15 protein-coding genes are annotated in these 15,161 nt (G+C 63.2%); 1 reads left to right on the top strand and 14 read right to left on the bottom strand.

The genetic code is table 11. The features are described 5' to 3' along the window. Positions 1-41: 41 nt before the first annotated feature. The 13 genes from lpxB to LB541_RS13380 all read right to left on the bottom strand — a co-directional run bounded on the left by lpxB (position 42) and on the right by LB541_RS13380 (position 13,152). Complete coding sequence (lpxB, locus tag LB541_RS13440) at positions 42-1,220, bottom strand: lipid-A-disaccharide synthase (RefSeq protein ID WP_140729160.1); 1,179 nt, start codon at positions 1,218-1,220, stop codon at positions 42-44. Next, complete coding sequence (locus LB541_RS13435) at positions 1,213-2,112, bottom strand: LpxI family protein (protein ID WP_411969784.1); 900 nt, start codon at positions 2,110-2,112, stop codon at positions 1,213-1,215. The genes lpxB and LB541_RS13435 overlap by 8 nt, the downstream gene beginning before the upstream one ends. Beyond that, positions 2,099-2,932 carry an acyl-ACP--UDP-N-acetylglucosamine O-acyltransferase gene (lpxA, locus tag LB541_RS13430; protein ID WP_140498684.1) on the bottom strand — a complete coding sequence of 278 codons (834 nt, stop codon included), beginning with the start codon at positions 2,930-2,932 and terminating at the stop codon, positions 2,099-2,101. The genes LB541_RS13435 and lpxA overlap by 14 nt, the downstream gene beginning before the upstream one ends. A gap of 13 nt (positions 2,933-2,945) precedes the next feature. Then, a complete protein-coding gene (fabZ, locus tag LB541_RS13425; protein ID WP_140498686.1) occupies positions 2,946-3,410 on the bottom strand; it encodes a 3-hydroxyacyl-ACP dehydratase FabZ in 465 nt (154 codons plus the stop codon). Beyond that, positions 3,403-4,461, bottom strand: a complete 1,059-nt coding sequence (lpxD, locus tag LB541_RS13420; protein ID WP_140498688.1) for a UDP-3-O-(3-hydroxymyristoyl)glucosamine N-acyltransferase — start codon at positions 4,459-4,461, stop codon at positions 3,403-3,405. The genes fabZ and lpxD overlap by 8 nt, the downstream gene beginning before the upstream one ends. Positions 4,462-4,537: 76 nt before the next feature. Continuing rightward, positions 4,538-6,910 carry an outer membrane protein assembly factor BamA gene (bamA, locus tag LB541_RS13415; RefSeq protein WP_140560947.1) on the bottom strand — a complete coding sequence of 791 codons (2,373 nt, stop codon included), beginning with the start codon at positions 6,908-6,910 and terminating at the stop codon, positions 4,538-4,540. Between the two features lie 217 nt (positions 6,911-7,127). Next, complete coding sequence (gene rseP / locus LB541_RS13410; protein ID WP_140498692.1) at positions 7,128-8,270, bottom strand: RIP metalloprotease RseP; 1,143 nt, start codon at positions 8,268-8,270, stop codon at positions 7,128-7,130. Positions 8,271-8,370: 100 nt separating this feature from the next. After that, complete coding sequence (locus LB541_RS13405; protein ID WP_140498694.1) at positions 8,371-9,186, bottom strand: phosphatidate cytidylyltransferase; 816 nt, start codon at positions 9,184-9,186, stop codon at positions 8,371-8,373. Continuing rightward, positions 9,183-9,917, bottom strand: coding sequence for an isoprenyl transferase (locus LB541_RS13400; RefSeq protein ID WP_140498696.1), 735 nt, complete (start codon positions 9,915-9,917; stop codon positions 9,183-9,185). The genes LB541_RS13405 and LB541_RS13400 overlap by 4 nt, the downstream gene beginning before the upstream one ends. A gap of 33 nt (positions 9,918-9,950) precedes the next feature. Beyond that, positions 9,951-10,505 carry a ribosome recycling factor gene (frr, locus tag LB541_RS13395; protein ID WP_140498698.1) on the bottom strand — a complete coding sequence of 185 codons (555 nt, stop codon included), beginning with the start codon at positions 10,503-10,505 and terminating at the stop codon, positions 9,951-9,953. A gap of 110 nt (positions 10,506-10,615) precedes the next feature. Beyond that, complete coding sequence (pyrH, locus tag LB541_RS13390; RefSeq protein WP_140498986.1) at positions 10,616-11,338, bottom strand: UMP kinase; 723 nt, start codon at positions 11,336-11,338, stop codon at positions 10,616-10,618. A gap of 147 nt (positions 11,339-11,485) precedes the next feature. Beyond that, entirely contained in the window at positions 11,486-12,595 is a 1,110-nt protein-coding gene (locus tag LB541_RS13385; protein ID WP_224618627.1) for an aldo/keto reductase, read from the bottom strand. A 29-nt stretch (positions 12,596-12,624) separates the two neighbouring features. Beyond that, positions 12,625-13,152: a nuclear transport factor 2 family protein gene (locus tag LB541_RS13380; protein WP_140515354.1), complete on the bottom strand. Its 528-nt coding sequence runs from the start codon at positions 13,150-13,152 to the stop codon at positions 12,625-12,627. Between the two features lie 111 nt (positions 13,153-13,263). Here LB541_RS13380 and LB541_RS13375 point away from each other — a divergent pair, with 111 nt between their 5' ends. After that, on the top strand, positions 13,264-14,190 hold the full coding sequence (locus tag LB541_RS13375) for a LysR family transcriptional regulator (protein ID WP_140669943.1): 927 nt from the start codon (positions 13,264-13,266) through the stop codon (positions 14,188-14,190). Between the two features lie 27 nt (positions 14,191-14,217). On the opposite strand, the gene tsf is transcribed toward LB541_RS13375, so the two are convergent. After that, positions 14,218-15,138, bottom strand: coding sequence for a translation elongation factor Ts (gene tsf / locus LB541_RS13370; protein ID WP_140669945.1), 921 nt, complete (start codon positions 15,136-15,138; stop codon positions 14,218-14,220). Between the last annotated feature and the right edge of the window lie 23 nt (positions 15,139-15,161).

Raw genomic sequence — 15,161 nt, 5'->3', positions numbered from 1 at the left:
GTAGTCAGTAGTCAGTAGGGAAAGAGCGGTAATCCTACTCACTACTCACTACTCACTCTCTTGATATACCCCATCACCACTTGCGCGGCGATGTCGCCTGACGGCTTGGCGGTTGTCATGCGCCGCGCGATCTCGGCGAACCCGTCCTTCTGCCATCTGCGCATGCCTGTGTCGGCGAACAGCGCTTCGAGTTGGCGGGCCAGATTGTTCGGCTTGACATACTCGTTGTAGAATTCCGGGATCAGCGCCCGATCCGATATCAGATTGGGTAGCAGCGCCGACCAGACCGAAACGAGATATGGCGCCACGATGCGCGCAACAGGGTCAAGCCGGTAGCAGGAGATCATCGGCACATCGGACAGCGCCAGTTCAAGCGAAACCGTGCCGGACGCGATCAGCGCCGCGTCAGCCTTGCCGAAGGCCTGCCACTTTCGCTCAGGGTCGAGGATGATCTCGGGCTTCTCGTCCCAGCGAGCGACCGCCGAGCGCACGACATCGGCGACATGCGGCACGGTCGGCAACATCAGCCGCAGGCGATGCCCGCGTGCCCGCAGCATCGACACGGTCTCCCCAAACGGCTCGAGCAGCCGCCGCACTTCGCTGCGTCGCGAGCCGGGCAGGACGAGCAGCGTCTTCAGGCGATCCGGCGAAAGATCCCGCGGTTGGGCCTGCGTCCTGGCTGCCGAGAGCACGCCCGCGTCATGGGTGAGGCGATGTCCGACATAGGTCCCTGGCGGTCCGCCGAGCCTGCCTAGCTCCTTCACCTCGAACGGCAGGATGCAGAGGATGTGGTCGACATAGGGCTTCATCGCCACCGCCCTGCCCGGCCGCCATGCCCAGACGCTGGGACAGACATAGTGGATAATCGGGATGGACGGGTTGGCCGCGCGCACTTTCCTGGCCACGCGCAGCGAAAAGTCGGGGCTGTCGATGGTGATGAGGCAGTCGGGCTTCGCATCCGCGACCGTGCTGGCCAGCTGGCCGATCCGCCGCATCAGCCGCGGCAGGTCACGCAAGATGGCGCTGAAGCCCATGAGGGCGATCTCTCCGGCGTCGAACGGCGAAACCAGCCCGAGCGCCTGCAGATGGCGGCCGCCGAGACCGACGATCTGCACCTCGCGCCCCGTCGACTGCTTGATCGAGCGCACGATGTCGGCGCCAAGCAGGTCGCCGGATTCCTCGCCGGCCACGATTGCGATCTTCAGCGCCTTGTCAGCCATGCGCCGGCTCCGCCGCTGGCAGGCCGACGATGAACAGACCGAGCGCGTTCGCCCGCGACAGCGTTGCCGGCCCTTCCAGGATCAGCGAGCGCCCCGCTTCGACGGCAATGCCGGCAAGCCCCGCCGCATACGCTGCTTCCACCGTTTGCGGCCCTATCGACGGCAGGTCGGCCCGCAGCTCCTGGCCGGGTTTGGCGCATTTGACCAGCACTCCGCGGGTCTTTCCGGCAAGCCTGCCATGGCCGCGCAGCGCGCGCGCTCTTTCGAGCAGGCCGCTCGTGCCTTCGATGCCTTCCAGCGCGATGGCCCGGCCTCCGATCGCAATCGCCGCCTGCCCGATATCAAGCGCGCCGATGGCCTTGGCGGCCAGCCTGGCCGCCTCGATGTCGCGCCAGTCCGATTGCTTTGGTTTCGCAGCGGTCAGCGTGCCTTCGCCGGCGGCCAGTTCGGGAACGACTTCATGCGCGCCGACCACTTTGATGCCCCGCTTCTCCAGGCCGCGTGTCACCACCTTCAAAAGTCCGTCATCGCCGCGCGCCAGCGCCATGATCACCGACGGCACGATCGCCAGCAAGCCGAGGCTAGGACGGATGTCGGTCAGCCGGGGCCTGCGTCTGATTTCGCCGGCAAGGACCACATGAGTGATGCCGTGGCGCTTCAGCGTCGCCACCAGTGAACCGATCTGCTCAAGGGCGAGGCTGTCGTGTTCGTATCGGAGCAACTCCTGCCGGCGGTCGGCCTCACCTTCCATCAAGAGGATGAAGGGCGGGTAGCCATGCGCGGCCAGGCCTTGCGCGACTTCCACCGGCAGGCTGCCACCGCCGGCGACGATGCCGACCCTGGCCCCCGGCGAGAGAACGAAATCCGCTGCCGCCGCCTCAGTCTTCGTCATCGCCGTCATCGCCATCGCTCCCCTTGAGCGATGGCACAGCATAGTGCCGCTTGCCGCGACTGGAGATGAAATCGATGATCTTCATGGCGGTCGGTGACGTGGCGAATTCCGCCTTGGCGAATTCGATGTTCTCGCCAACGGTGCGCGAGCGGTCGAATATTGTCTTATAGACCCTGCGCAGCAGATAGATCTCGGATCTTGGCAGACCGGAGCGCTTGAGCCCGATGATGTTGAGGCCGCGCAGGCTGGCCCGATTTCCCGCCGCCATGGCATAGGGAATGACATCACCCACAAAAGCCGAGCACCCGCCAAGAAAAGCGTTGTCGCCTACCCGCACGAATTGATGAACGGCGCTGAGACCGCCGATATAGACGTTGTCGCCGATTTCGCAGTGTCCGCCCAGCGTCGCGCCGTTGGCGAAGGTGGCGTTCTTGCCGACGACGCAGTCATGGGCGATGTGGGCGTAGGCGAGAAAATTCCCATTGTCGCCGACCGTCGTTTCGCCGCGGCTGGTATCGGTGCCGACATGCATGGTGACGCCTTCGCGGATCGTGCAGTTCTCGCCGATGACGAGCGTGGTGCGGCCGCCCTTGTGCTTGGTGTTCTGCGGCGGCCCGCCCAGTATCGCCATCGGATAGACCTTGGTCGACGCGCCGATCGTCGTCGCGCCTATCACCGAGACATGGCTGACCAGTTCAACGCCGTCGCCAATCACGGCATCTGCGCCGACATAACAGAGCGGTCCTATGCGGACGCCTTGGCCGATTTGAGCGCCTTCCTCCACGACGGAGGAAGGATGGATGGATGTCTTGATTTTCATAAGCATTCGATTGTCAGTCGCCGGTGACCATCATGGCTGAGATCTCAGCCTCGGCGGCCTTGTTGCCGTCGACCAGGGCTTCACAGGCGAATTTGAGCAGGTTGCCGCGTTTCTTGATTTTCTTGACATGGATCTTCAACTGATCGCCGGGAACGACCGGTTTGCGGAACTTGGCGTTGTCGATGGTCAGGAAATAGACCAGCGACGGCTTTTCAGTGCGAAGACTGCGGATGCAGATGGCCCCGGCAGTCTGTGCCATCGCCTCGACGATGAGCACGCCCGGCATGACCGGCTGCTCGGGGAAGTGACCCTGAAAATGCGGCTCGTTTATGGTCACGTTCTTGATGCCGGTGGCGGATTCGTCGCCATCAATGTCGACGATGCGGTCGATCATCAGGAACGGATAGCGATGCGGCAGGAGCTTCATCAGCCCCAATATGTCGACTGCTTCCAGCGTCGTCCCGGTGATGTCAGCCATTGCTCCCCTCGCCCTGTTTGCGGGTCCTGGCGAGCTTGCGCAGCATGGCTATCTCGCGCATGGCTTCCGCCATCGGCTGTGCCGGATAGCCGCCCCAGATCTCGCCCGCGGGCACATTGCTCATGAATCCGCTTCTCGCGGCAAGCTTCGCGCCCGACCCTATGGTCAGGTGATCCGCAAGCCCGACGCCGCCGCCCATGGTGACATTGTCGCCCACGACGACGGAACCGGAGATACCCGAAAGTCCGGCCACGATGCAGTTGCGGCCGATGCGGACGTTATGCGCGATCTGCACGAGATTGTCGATCTTGGTGCCCTGGCCGATGATCGTATCGGACATGGCGCCGCGGTCGACCGTGGAATTGGAACCGATCTCGACGTCGTCCTGGATGATGACGCGGCCGATCTGCGGAACACGTTCCGGCCCCTTGGCGCCGGCAACGAAGCCAAAGCCGTCCTGGCCGATCCGGGCGCCGCCATGGATGATGACGCGGTTGCCGATCAAGGCATATTGGACGCTGGCGCCCGGGCCGATATAGCCGTCACGCCCGATCTGGCAGGAACGGCCGACGACGGCGTGAGGCGCGATGACGGTGCCGGCGCCTATGGACACCGCAGGACCGATCACCGCGCCGGCTTCGACGACGGCACCTTCCTCGACATGTGCGCTCGGATCGATATGGGCATGCGGCGAGATACCGGTTTCACCGGTCATTGGCCCCGGGGTCGCCGCCGTCGGAAACAGCAGTCGTCCGACCAGCGCGAATGCCTGTTGCGGACGGGGATGTACAAGGACGGCGATGGCGGCAGGCGCCTTGCCGGCGAACTCCGCCGGGCACAGCACAGCGGCAGCCCGCAGCGACGGCATCAGCACGGAATTGCGTTTGCCATCGACGAAAACGAGCGCATTCTCGCCGCCTTCGTTGGCAGGCGCCAGCGCGTCGATGAAAACGCCGGACTGGCCGGAATCGACAAGCACCGAGCCGGTCAGATTCGCGACTTCGCCCGCCGTATACCGGCGTGATGGCGCGAAGAACACCGGATCGGTCATTCCAGAAGCTATATCCAGCTAGATCGGAACATTTTCTCCCGGATCTCAACGACCCGGGAGCATCGTCATCCGCCGGTCAGAAGCGGGTCGATATGCCGAAGTTGAATTCCTGCACGTCGTCCCTCGCTTCCTTCTTGACCGGGATCGCATAGTCGATACGGATCGGACCGAACGGCGAAGCCCACATCAGGCCGACACCGACCGAGGCGCGCCATTTCATGCCCACGGATGATTGGTCAACCAAATCATTGGCAACCTTGCTGCCATAGAGTGTTGCCGCGTCTGCAAAGACCGCGCCGCGCAGACCGAAGCTTTCTGGAACGACCGGCAGCGGGAATTGAGCCTCTGCCGACGCGTTGAAATAAGTGGTGCCGCCAAGGTGGTCACCCGCACCGTCGCTGTCGACTGGGCCGATGCCGCCATAAGCGAAACCGCGGATCATGCGATCGGTGCTCTGGAAGTGATCGAAGATGCGCAGATCGCCGTCGCCGCCGTAGCCTTCGACATGGCCGGCGCCGCCCGAAATGAGGCCGACAAGATCGAACTGCTCGGACAGCGTCTGATAGACGCTGCCGCGTCCGGTGACCTTCACGAACTTGGCGTCGCCACCGAGGCCGGCCACTTCAACCGTGGAGGTGGCATAGATACCCTCATGCGGGTTCTTCATGTCGTCGATGGTGTTATAAACCAGTCCCAGACTGACCGACGACTTGATCCAAGGGCTTTGCTCGATGCCATCCAACACGGCTCTGGAAATGTCGCAGGTGCCGCTGGGATCTACATCGGTGGCATCGCAACCGTCGTCTACCTCATACTTCTCCCGGGAGATATTGTAGGCCAGCTGGGTCGAGATGCTGTCTGTGATCGGCAGGCCGAAGCGCACCGTCGCGCCCACAGTATCGCTGTCGTAGTCGTCGTATTCCCTGGTCCGCTTGTAGATGTCGAAGCCGGCGGCGATACGGCGCCCGAGGAAATAGGGCTCGGTGAACGAAAGGCTGTAATCGCGCGAGTTCTTGCCGCCACCCGCCGACACCTTGATGAACTGGCCGCGGCCGAGGAAGTTGCGCTCTGTGATCGATCCTTCGACGGACGGACCGGCGGTGTCGCCACCGGTCGAATAGCCGGCGCCGACAGAGAATTCACCGGTCGACTTTTCGACCACGTCGACCACCAGCACGACCTGGTCCGGCGCCGAACCGGGCACCGTCGAAACCTCGACTTTGTCAAAGTAATTGAGATCTTCCAGCCGCTTCTTCGCGCGCTGGATCAGCACTTGGTTGAACGCATCGCCTTCGCTGACGTCGAACTCGCGGCGGATGACATAGTCGCGCGTGCGGTCATTGCCGCGGATCTCGATGCGCTCGACATAGGCCTTGGTGCCCTGGTCGATGGTGTAGACCACCGAAATCGTATGATTCTCGAAATTGCGGTCGCCACGCGGCGTGACCTGCGCGAAGGCGTAGCCGGAGCCGGCCACCTTCTCAGTCAGGGCAATGATGGTGTCCTCGACGTTCTTGGCGTTGTAGACGTCGCCCTTGTGGGTCTCGACCACCGATTCCAGCGCCTTCGAGTCGACTTCCGGAATCGTGCTTTCGACGCTGATGTCGCCGAACGTATAACGCTCGCCTTCCTGGACGGTTATGGTGACCGTGTACTTGTTGGTCGCGTTGTCGAGTTCGCCGACAGCGGACACGACCTGGAAGTCGGCATAGCCGTGATTGTAGTAGAAGCGCCGCAGCAGCTCCTGGTCGGCGCGCAGCTTGTCGTCGTCATAGACGTCGTCGCGCAGGATGAACGAAACCCAGGACGAGCGCTTGGTCGTGATCACATCTGACAGGCGGCGGCTCGAATAAGCGCTGTTGCCGACGAAATTGATCGCCGCGATCTGCGTGCGATCACCTTCATTGACATGGAAGACCACGTTCACGCGGTTGTCGCCGAGCTGCATGACCTCGGTGGTCACGGCGGCATCGTCACGGCCGATACGCCTGTAGGCGGCCTTGACCGACTCTACATCGGCGTCGAGCGCCGCCTGCGAGAACGTGCCGCGCGGCTTCAACTGCACGGCAGCCGCAAGCGCGTTGTCCTTGAGCTTCTTGTTGCCCTGGAACAGCACCTGGTTGACGACCTGGTACTCGGAAACCTTGACCACCAACGTCGAACCGACCTGATTGATCTGCACATCCGAGAACAACCCGGTTCCGAAGAGCGCCTTGACCGCGCTGTCGATGTCGGAGCTGGAGAAGGATTTGCCCGGCTTGATGGTGATGTAATTGCGGATGGTATCGGCGTCGACACGTTGGTTGCCGCTCACCTCCACCCTGCTGACGACAGCGGCTTCGGCCGCCGATGTGGCAACGAACTGCACTGCGAGCGCACCTGGCACGACCAAAGCCGCGGACAGGGCTGCCGCGGAAGCGGCGCTCAAAAACTTGGATGCTGCCTTCATCGGGCTTAATAACCTTTTCTCGTAGTCCCCACGGCGAGAAAACCGGACGTGCGGTAATTTCTCGTACCGTATTAACCGGATTTTCCCTACACGCAAGGCTTCTGGTTAATTTGTATTTACTTAACCCTGGTGCGTGGCTTTCGCGTCACTCATATCCCCGTGCATGGTAAACGGCGTCTCAACATCGACCATCCCGAAGCCAAATTTCTTCATGATTTCAGCATCCAAACAGATCGTTCCAGAATACGAAACCCATGAAGCCCAAAACCAGAAGCAGACCGGCCCGATAGGCCATTTCCATCATCCGTTCCGACACCGGCCGGCGGATGACGGCCTCCACGCCGTAGAACAGGAGATGGCCGCCGTCGAGGGGGGGAATCGGCAAAAGATTGAGGATGCCGATGCCCACGGACAGCAGCGCAACGAGCTGCACGAGCCATTCGAAGCCGAGCTTCGCCGCCTTGCCGGCCATGTCCGCGATCTTCACCGGGCCGCCGAGCTGGCACTTGTCCTCGCGCCCGACGACGAAACGCTGCAGGAACTGGCCGGTGCGCTGGATGACGTGCCCGGTTTCCTCCACCGCCGCGGCCAACGCGCCGGCGGGGCTGTAGGTGATCAGCCTGGGCTGGCCGAGTTCCTGGTTGTTGACGACGCCGATCACGGCCACCTTGACCTTGTTGCCGAGCGCGTCCTGCTGCTCCATCAGCTGCGGCGTGGCGGTCACGGTCACTTCCTTGCCGTCGCGCAGCATGACGAAGGTGATGCTGTCGCCGGCCCGGCCCGAAACCAGGCGTTGGACGTCACCGAAGGTTTCGATCTTGCTGCCGTCGACGCTGACGAATCGGTCGCCGGGCAGGATGCCGGCTTTCGCCGCCGGGCTGCCGGCGGTCACCTCGGCCACCATGGGTTCCGCGACATAGCGGCCATAGGCTGAAAACAGCACCGAAAAGACGACGATCGTCAGCAGGAAATTGAACAGCGGCCCGGCCACCACCGTCGCCGCCCGCTTCCAGATCGGCTGGGTGTGAAAGGCGACCTTGCGTTCCTCGTCGGTCAGCGTTTCGATCTCTTCCGTCGACGGCTGGCTGGAGGTGGCGTTCATGTCGCCGACGAATTTGACATAGCCGCCAAGCGGTATGGCGCAGAGCTTCCAGCGCGTGCCGTGCCTGTCGTTGAAGCCGAAGAGTTCCGGGCCGAAACCGATCGAAAAGGCCCTGACGCCGATGCCGCACCAGCGGCCAACGAGATAGTGGCCCATCTCGTGGACGAACACGACCACGGTCAGCACGAACAGGAAGGGCACGAGCGTGCCGAGAAGGAAGCCTTCCATGCCGAAGATCGCGTGAAGAATCTCGTTCAACTCAAATCCTCAGTTCTTCCGCGACACCGTTGCGCCGCGACTGTGACATCAATCCAGGCGAATCCAAGGCGCGCCCGCATCGATCGTGGAACGATGCCGTTCAAATGGGAAACAGCCCCTGTGCCGGCTGATCGGCGCCCGCCGAAATCCAGCCGATGACGTATAGGGCGAAAGCCGCCGCGACAAGCCCGTCGACACGGTCCATGACGCCGCCATGGCCCGGAATGAGCGCGCCCGAATCCTTGCGGCCGTGGCGGCGCTTGACCCAGGATTCCAGGAGGTCGCCAGCCTGGGAGACGATTGAAAGCGCGAGCGCGACGAGACCGAGCATTGGCAGGTTGCCCGCACCGGCGGCGACGGCCAGGATGAGCCCCGCAACGACCCCGCCCACGGCGCCGCCGAGCGCGCCACTTCGCGTCTTGCCGGGAGAGATGGACGGCGCCAGCCTCGGGCCACCGACGGCCCGGCCGACGAAATAGGCAAAGATGTCGGTCGCCCAGACCACCGCGAACAGGAACAGGATGGCGACGAGGCCGGAATGGTCGCCGTCACGCAGAAGCGCAAGGGAAAGACCCGAGACGGCTGCATAGGCAAGGCCGGAGGCATCCCACTGCCCGGCCCCGCGCAGTTGGGCGGCGATGGCCGTGACGGCGACCAGTGCAGCCACTAGAAGCAGCAGCCACAAGGCAGGCAGGCCGGTGATCAGGGCGCCGAGAAACACCAGCAGCAGCGCTTCCGGCAAAAAACCGAGCCCGGTCGTCCCGGAAGGGCGAGACATGCGCGTCCATTCGTAGAAGATCACCGCCGAAATCGCGGCTGAAAGCAGCCGGAACGGCAGGCCGCCGAACCAGGTCAGGCCAAGCGTCGCGATGGCAAGCACGACCGCCGAAAGAACGCGAAGCTGGAGATTGCTCATCCCGCGGCCGGCCGCGAAGCGACATCTTGCGGATCCAGCCCGCCAAAACGGCGTTCGCGCCCGGCGAACTCGCGCAAGGCCTCGGCTAGATGCTCTCGGCTGAAATCGGGCCAATAGCAGGGCAGGAACACAAGCTCGCTATAGGCAGCCTGCCACAGAAGAAAATTGGAAAGGCGAAGCTCACCGCTGGTGCGTATGACCAGTTCGGGATCGGGAACGCCTTGCGTGTCGAGGCAGCCGGCAAAGGATTCGGCGGTGATCGCCTCGCTGTCGAGCTCGCCGCGCGCGACGGCCGAGGCAAGCTTGCGCGCCGTGCGCACGATCTCGTCGCGTCCGCCGTAGTTGAAGGCGATGATCAGCGTCAGCGCCTCGTTGGCCGACGTCAGCGCTTCGGCTTCTTCGAGCAGGAGCCTGATATCGGGCTGCAGCCCTGCCCTGTCGCCGATGATCCTGACGCGCACGCCGCTGCGGTGCAGTTCGGCGAGATCGCGGCGAATGAACAGCTTCAACAGGCCCATCAGGTCGCTGACTTCGGATTTCGGCCGCGACCAGTTTTCCGAAGAGAAGGCATAGACAGTCAGGTAGGAAATGCCGAGATCGGGCGCGGCGCGCACCGTCTTGCGCAGTGCTTCTACGCCCGCGCGATGGCCGGCGAGCCGCGGCATGCCGCGCGCCTTGGCCCAGCGTCCGTTTCCATCCATGATGATCGCGACATGCGCGGGCGTTGCCATGATCTCGCTTTCGGGCCAGCCGCCGGCCAGACCCTAAACCTGCATGATTTCAGCTTCCTTGTCGGAAAGCAGGTGGTCGATGGTGCTGATCGTTTCGTCGGTAAGCTTCTGGACCTGGTCGGAGCGCTTGCGCTGATCGTCCTCGCTGATGACGCCGTCCTTCTCCGCCTTCTTCAGGAAGTCCATGCCGTCGCGGCGCACATGGCGCGCTGCGACACGGGCGTTCTCGGCGTAGCCATGCGAGATCTTGACGAGTTCCTTACGGCGCTGCTCGTTGAGTTCCGGAAGCGGAATCCTGAGATTGGTGCCGTCCACGATAGGGTTGAAGCCCAGATTGGATTCGCGGATGGCGCGATCGACCGCGCCCACCATCGACTTGTCCCAGACCGACACCGAAATCATGCGCGGCTCAGGCACCGTGACATTGGCCACCTGGTTGATCGGCATGCTGGTGCCATAGGCCTGCACCTGGATAGCGTCGAGCAGGTTGCTGGAAGCGCGACCGGTCCGCAGCGAAGCCAGGTCATGCTTGAACGCGGCGATTGCCCCATCCATGCGCCGCTTGAGATCGTCGTACTCACCACTCATCTTAGTCTCCTCGACCCGTCTGACGCGGGTTCACTGCTTTCGGGGCAAGGCCCCGTGTTCGAGCCTGATTTCGAAACCGGTTTTCGCCTTTTCCGCGATCAGGCCCCGGATCAATCGTCCGCGACGACCGTGCAGCGGCCGCCGCCCCTTAGAATATCGCCGAAACCACCTTTTTCGTGGATCGAATAGACGATTATCGGAATGTTGTTTTCGCGCGCAAGTGCAATCGCTGCCGTATCCATGATGGAAAGGCCGCGATTTATCACTTCGGCATGGCTGATGCGCTCGAAACGCGTCGCGTTCGGGTCCTTCTTCGGGTCGGCAGAATAGACGCCGTCGACCTGTGTGCCCTTGAACAGCGCGTCGGCGCCGATTTCAGCGGCGCGAAGTGCTGCGGCCGAATCAGTGGTGAAGAACGGATTGCCGGTGCCGCCGGCAAAGATCACCACCTTGCCCTGGTTCATGTAGGCGGTTGCCTGGCGCTGCGAAAAGCTCTCGCAAAGCTCAGGCATGGCGATCGCGGAAAGAACCACCGCATCGACGCCGATCTTGTTCAGCGAGGTGCGCAGCGCCAGCGAATTGATGACGGTGGCGAGCATACCCATATGGTCGCCGGTGACGCGGTCGCCACCCTTGGAGGCAACCGCCACACCGCGAAAGATATTGCCGCCGCCGATGACGACGCCAACCTCGATGCCGAGCGCGCGGGCTTCGGCGATATCGCCGGCGATGCGGTCGACGACCGAAACATCGATGCCGAAATGCTGTTCGCCCATCAACGCTTCACCAGACGCTTTCAGCAAGACACGTCGGTAGAGGGGCTTCACCGTCATCTGGTCCTCGAAAATCTCGGCGCGGCAAATCAGGAGGCGAAACTGCCCCGCTTCGCCTGGCGGCGCTGGCATGATGGTTCGACCCGATACACGAAGGGCGCGGCGATGTCACGCCGCGCCCTTGCGCAAAATCCCAGGCTTTTTCGATCAGTTGCTGCTGATGCTGACCGCCTCGCCTTCCACCAGAACCTGCGGCGAATAGCCGGAGGGCTTGTCGCCGGTCACGACACCGCCGGCCACCCTGACCTGGATCTCGGGCCCGAAATAGGAATGCGGGAACGGCGCCGGCATGCTGCTCACCGAATCCAGCCGCTTGCGGAGTTCGGGGGCAATCGAAAAATCCAGCGCCGCGAGGTTGTCCTGCAGTTGCGCGAGCTTGGTCGCGCCCAGGATGACGGTTGCGACGCCGGGCTGCGTCGCCACCCAGTTGAGCGCCACCTGGGCCATGCTGCGGCCGAGCTCGGCGGCCACCTTTTCGAGCTCGGCCACGATCGCCCAATTGCGGTCGCTGAATTTCCGGAAGCTCGGATGCGTGGTGTTGCGGAAACCGTCGAGCCGGCCGGCATTGCCGGCTTGCGTCGGGCGATATTTGCCGCTGAGCAAGCCGCTGGCCAGCGGGCTCCAAACCATGACGCCGGCGCCATGATGCGTGGCGAAAGGCACGAACTCATGCTCGATCGAGCGTTCGGCCAGCGAATATTCGAGCTGCAGGGCCGAGATCGGCTCATAGCCGCGCAATTCTGCGATCGCCTGCGCCCGCCCCGCATACCAGGCCGGCACATCGGAAAGGCCGACGTGGCGTACCTTGCCCGCGCGCACCAGGTCGTCCAGCGTGCGCAGCATCTCCTCGGCCGGCGTCAGCCTGTCCCACACATGCATGAGATAGAGGTCGATATAGTCGGTTCCGAGCCGCTTCAGAGAGGCGTCCACGGCGCGCATGATGTTCTTGCGGCCATTGCCGCCGGCGTTCGGATTGCCGGGTTCTGAATTGAAGGTGAATTTAGTGGCGATCACCGCCTTGTCGCGCAATCCGCGCTCGGCGACGAATTCGCCGAGCCAGGTCTCGGCGGTGCCGCCGGTATAGAGATCGGCCGTGTCGAAGAAATTGCCGCCCGCCTCGACATATTCGTCGAAGATTGCGCGGGCTGTATCCCTGTCAGTGCCCCAGCCCAATTCGGTGCCGAAGGTCATGGTGCCCAGCGCCAACCGGCTGACGCGCAAGCCGCTGTTGCCAAGCGTGTAGTAGTTCATGGTCATGATATTCTCCGATCGAGTTTGATGTTGGGTTATTGGCCGGGTGTCGTCTTGACCCAGGGATTGCCGCGCTCATGGGTCACGCGGAAGGTGAAGCCGTCGACCTTCCAACCCGCGCCGGAGCGGGTCAGGTGGTGCTCATATGTGCCCCAGACCTCCCAAAGCGGCTCGCCATTGCCTTCCATCCGGTTCCAGGCATAGCCGTTCGACAGGACGGTCGCCGTGTCCGCTTCGAGAACGACTTGGTGATTGGTGCGCAGATGCAGGCTGGTCTTGCCGCCCTTGAGGTTGCCGGCCCAGGCGCCGATCAGGTCGTCGGAGGCAATATTGGCCGCCGGCTGTCCGGACAGGCTGCTGAAATCAGCGGTAACCCGATCCGCGAAATAGCTGCGGACAAGCTTCCAGTCCTGCGCGTCGACGGCGCGGTCGATGGCATCGGCGATGCGGATGACCGCGCGCTCGTCGGCAAGCGCCTGCCACTCCGCCGGTTCGGCTCCCCCGGCATCGATCGGCGCCAGCGCCAGTCCCGCGGCGAAGGTCACATGTTTCAAAGCGTTCATGTCTCGTCTCCTGGAAATCAGCCCGCCCGCTGTATCGGGGACAATGTGGATCAATGCGCCGCCGTCGATAAGATTGCATTGTTCGCAAAGACTATGCGATATCATTCATGAATGGACCGGGACCTGCTTACCCACCTGCCCGTCATCGTTGCCGTGGCGCGACGCGGCGGCTTCGCGCTTGCCGCGGCCGAGCTCGGCATGAGCCCGTCGGCGGTCAGCCATGCTGTGCGGCTGGTGGAAGAGCGCATCGGCCAGCCGCTGTTTGCGCGCACGACACGTAGCGTCTCGCTGACCGAAGCCGGCAAGGCACTGGTGGAGACAACGGGCCCTGCCCTCCAGGACATCGCGGAGCGGATGGACCGCATCCGCGGCGTCAAGGGGCGGCCCTCTGGCCTGCTCAGGATCAATGCCTCCAACATCGCGATCCCTTTGGCGGTGACGCCTGTGATCGCAGCCATGGCCGATCGCTATCCGGATGTGACGGTCGAGGTTTTCGCCGATCAAGCCCTGGTCGATATCGTCGGGGAAGGTTTTGACGCCGGCATCAGGCTGGGCGAGATGATCGCGCAGGACATGACCGCCATACGGCTGACGCAGCCTTTCAAGGCCGTGCTGGTCGCCTCGCCGGACTATATCGGAAAGCGCGGCCGTCCACGCGACGTGGCCGACCTCGCGAACCATAATTGCATAGGCTACAGGCTTGTCCGCTCCGGCGCGCTCTATCGTTGGGATCTGAACGACAACGGCAAGGAGGTCGTGGTCGAGACGCGTGGCACGGCCGTCGTGACCGATTCGCTGGCGGCGATCGATCTTGCGCTTGCAGGGGTCGGGCTCGCCTATGTGTTCGAGCCGCTGGTGCGCGTCGATCTTGCCGCAGGACGCCTCGTCCAGATCCTGCCAAAGACGGCAATCGAGGAGCCCGGCCTTTTCCTTTACTTTCCGCGCCGGGCTTCGATGGCGCCGAAGCTGAGGGCCTTCATCGACGCCGCACAAGAAATCGGCCGGGCATCCATGCGGACACCCGGCCGAGTTGCCTGAGCCGTTTAGCCTTACTTGTTCTTCGGGCTATTTCTTGACCGCCGCCGCGACTTCCGCCGCGAAATCGATCGCTTCCTTCTCGATGCCTTCGCCGAGCGCGAAACGCAGATAGGCCGAGATCTTGGCCGGAGCGCCGATCTCCTTCTCGGCATCCTTCAGCGCCTTCTCGACGGTGATGTCGGGATTGAGCACGAAGGCCTGCTTCAGAAGCACGACTTCCTCGTAGAACTTGCGCAGGCGGCCCTCGACCATCTTCTCGATGATCGCCTCCGGCTTGCCGGACTGGCGTGCCTGGTCGGCGAAGATCGCCTTCTCGCGCTCGACTGCCGCGGGATCGAGTTCCTCGGTGGTCAGTGCCATCGGGTTGGTGGCGGCGACATGCATGGCGACCTGGCGGGCGAATGCATTGGCCGCGTGCTCGTTGCCCGTGGTCTCGATAGCGACCAGGACGCCCAGCTTGCCAAGGCCGTCGGCAACCGCGTTGTGAACATAGGTCGCGACGGCGCCGTGCGGAACGGTGAGCTTGGCCGAACGGCGGAAGCCCATGTTCTCGCCGATGGTACCGACGGCGTCCTTGATGGTGTCGGTGACCGACTTGTCCGAACCCGGGTACTTCGCGGCAGCCACGGCCTCGCTCGTGCCATAGGCCAGTGCCACCTTGGCGACGTTGGCGACGATCTCCTGGAAGGCGGCGTTGCGGGCGACGAAGTCGGTCTCGGAATTGACCTCGACGACCGCGGCCTCGCGCACGCCGGAATCGACGCCGATCAGGCCCTCGGCCGCGGTGCGGCCTGCCTTCTTGTCGGCCTTGGAGATACCCTTCTTGCGCAGCCAGTCCACGGCTTCTTCCATGTTGCCGTTGGTCTCGTTCAACGCCGCCTTGCAGTCCATCATGCCCGCGCCGGTCAAGTCGCGGAGTTCTTTGACCTGTGCAGCCGAAATGCTCATTGTCGCCTCTTTGTTCAAATGCG

It is taken from the genome of Mesorhizobium sp. BR1-1-15, from assembly GCF_020165475.1.
In the GTDB taxonomy this organism is placed as follows: Bacteria; Pseudomonadota; Alphaproteobacteria; order Rhizobiales; family Rhizobiaceae; genus Mesorhizobium.
The sequence above is the reverse complement of the archived record's forward strand: the minus strand, read 5'-3'. Positions and strand labels throughout refer to the sequence as shown.

What these genes read in the sequence shown, in the direction of transcription:
- lpxB (WP_140729160.1), bottom strand. Translation starts at nt 1,220, where the DNA reads ATGGCTGACAAGGCGCTGAAGATCGCAATCGTGGCCGGCGAGGAATCC.
- LB541_RS13435 (WP_411969784.1), bottom strand. Translation starts at nt 2,112, where the DNA reads ATGACGAAGACTGAGGCGGCGGCAGCGGATTTCGTTCTCTCGCCGGGG.
- lpxA (WP_140498684.1), bottom strand. Translation starts at nt 2,932, where the DNA reads ATGAAAATCAAGACATCCATCCATCCTTCCTCCGTCGTGGAGGAAGGC.
- fabZ (WP_140498686.1), bottom strand. Translation starts at nt 3,410, where the DNA reads ATGGCTGACATCACCGGGACGACGCTGGAAGCAGTCGACATATTGGGG.
- lpxD (WP_140498688.1), bottom strand. Translation starts at nt 4,461, where the DNA reads ATGACCGATCCGGTGTTCTTCGCGCCATCACGCCGGTATACGGCGGGC.
- bamA (WP_140560947.1), bottom strand. Translation starts at nt 6,910, where the DNA reads ATGAAGGCAGCATCCAAGTTTTTGAGCGCCGCTTCCGCGGCAGCCCTG.
- LB541_RS13405 (WP_140498694.1), bottom strand. Translation starts at nt 9,186, where the DNA reads ATGAGCAATCTCCAGCTTCGCGTTCTTTCGGCGGTCGTGCTTGCCATC.
- LB541_RS13400 (WP_140498696.1), bottom strand. Translation starts at nt 9,917, where the DNA reads ATGGCAACGCCCGCGCATGTCGCGATCATCATGGATGGAAACGGACGC.
- frr (WP_140498698.1), bottom strand. Translation starts at nt 10,505, where the DNA reads ATGAGTGGTGAGTACGACGATCTCAAGCGGCGCATGGATGGGGCAATC.
- pyrH (WP_140498986.1), bottom strand. Translation starts at nt 11,338, where the DNA reads ATGACGGTGAAGCCCCTCTACCGACGTGTCTTGCTGAAAGCGTCTGGT.
- LB541_RS13385 (WP_224618627.1), bottom strand. Translation starts at nt 12,595, where the DNA reads ATGACCATGAACTACTACACGCTTGGCAACAGCGGCTTGCGCGTCAGC.
- LB541_RS13380 (WP_140515354.1), bottom strand. Translation starts at nt 13,152, where the DNA reads ATGAACGCTTTGAAACATGTGACCTTCGCCGCGGGACTGGCGCTGGCG.
- LB541_RS13375 (WP_140669943.1), top strand. Translation starts at nt 13,264, where the DNA reads ATGGACCGGGACCTGCTTACCCACCTGCCCGTCATCGTTGCCGTGGCG.
- tsf (WP_140669945.1), bottom strand. Translation starts at nt 15,138, where the DNA reads ATGAGCATTTCGGCTGCACAGGTCAAAGAACTCCGCGACTTGACCGGC.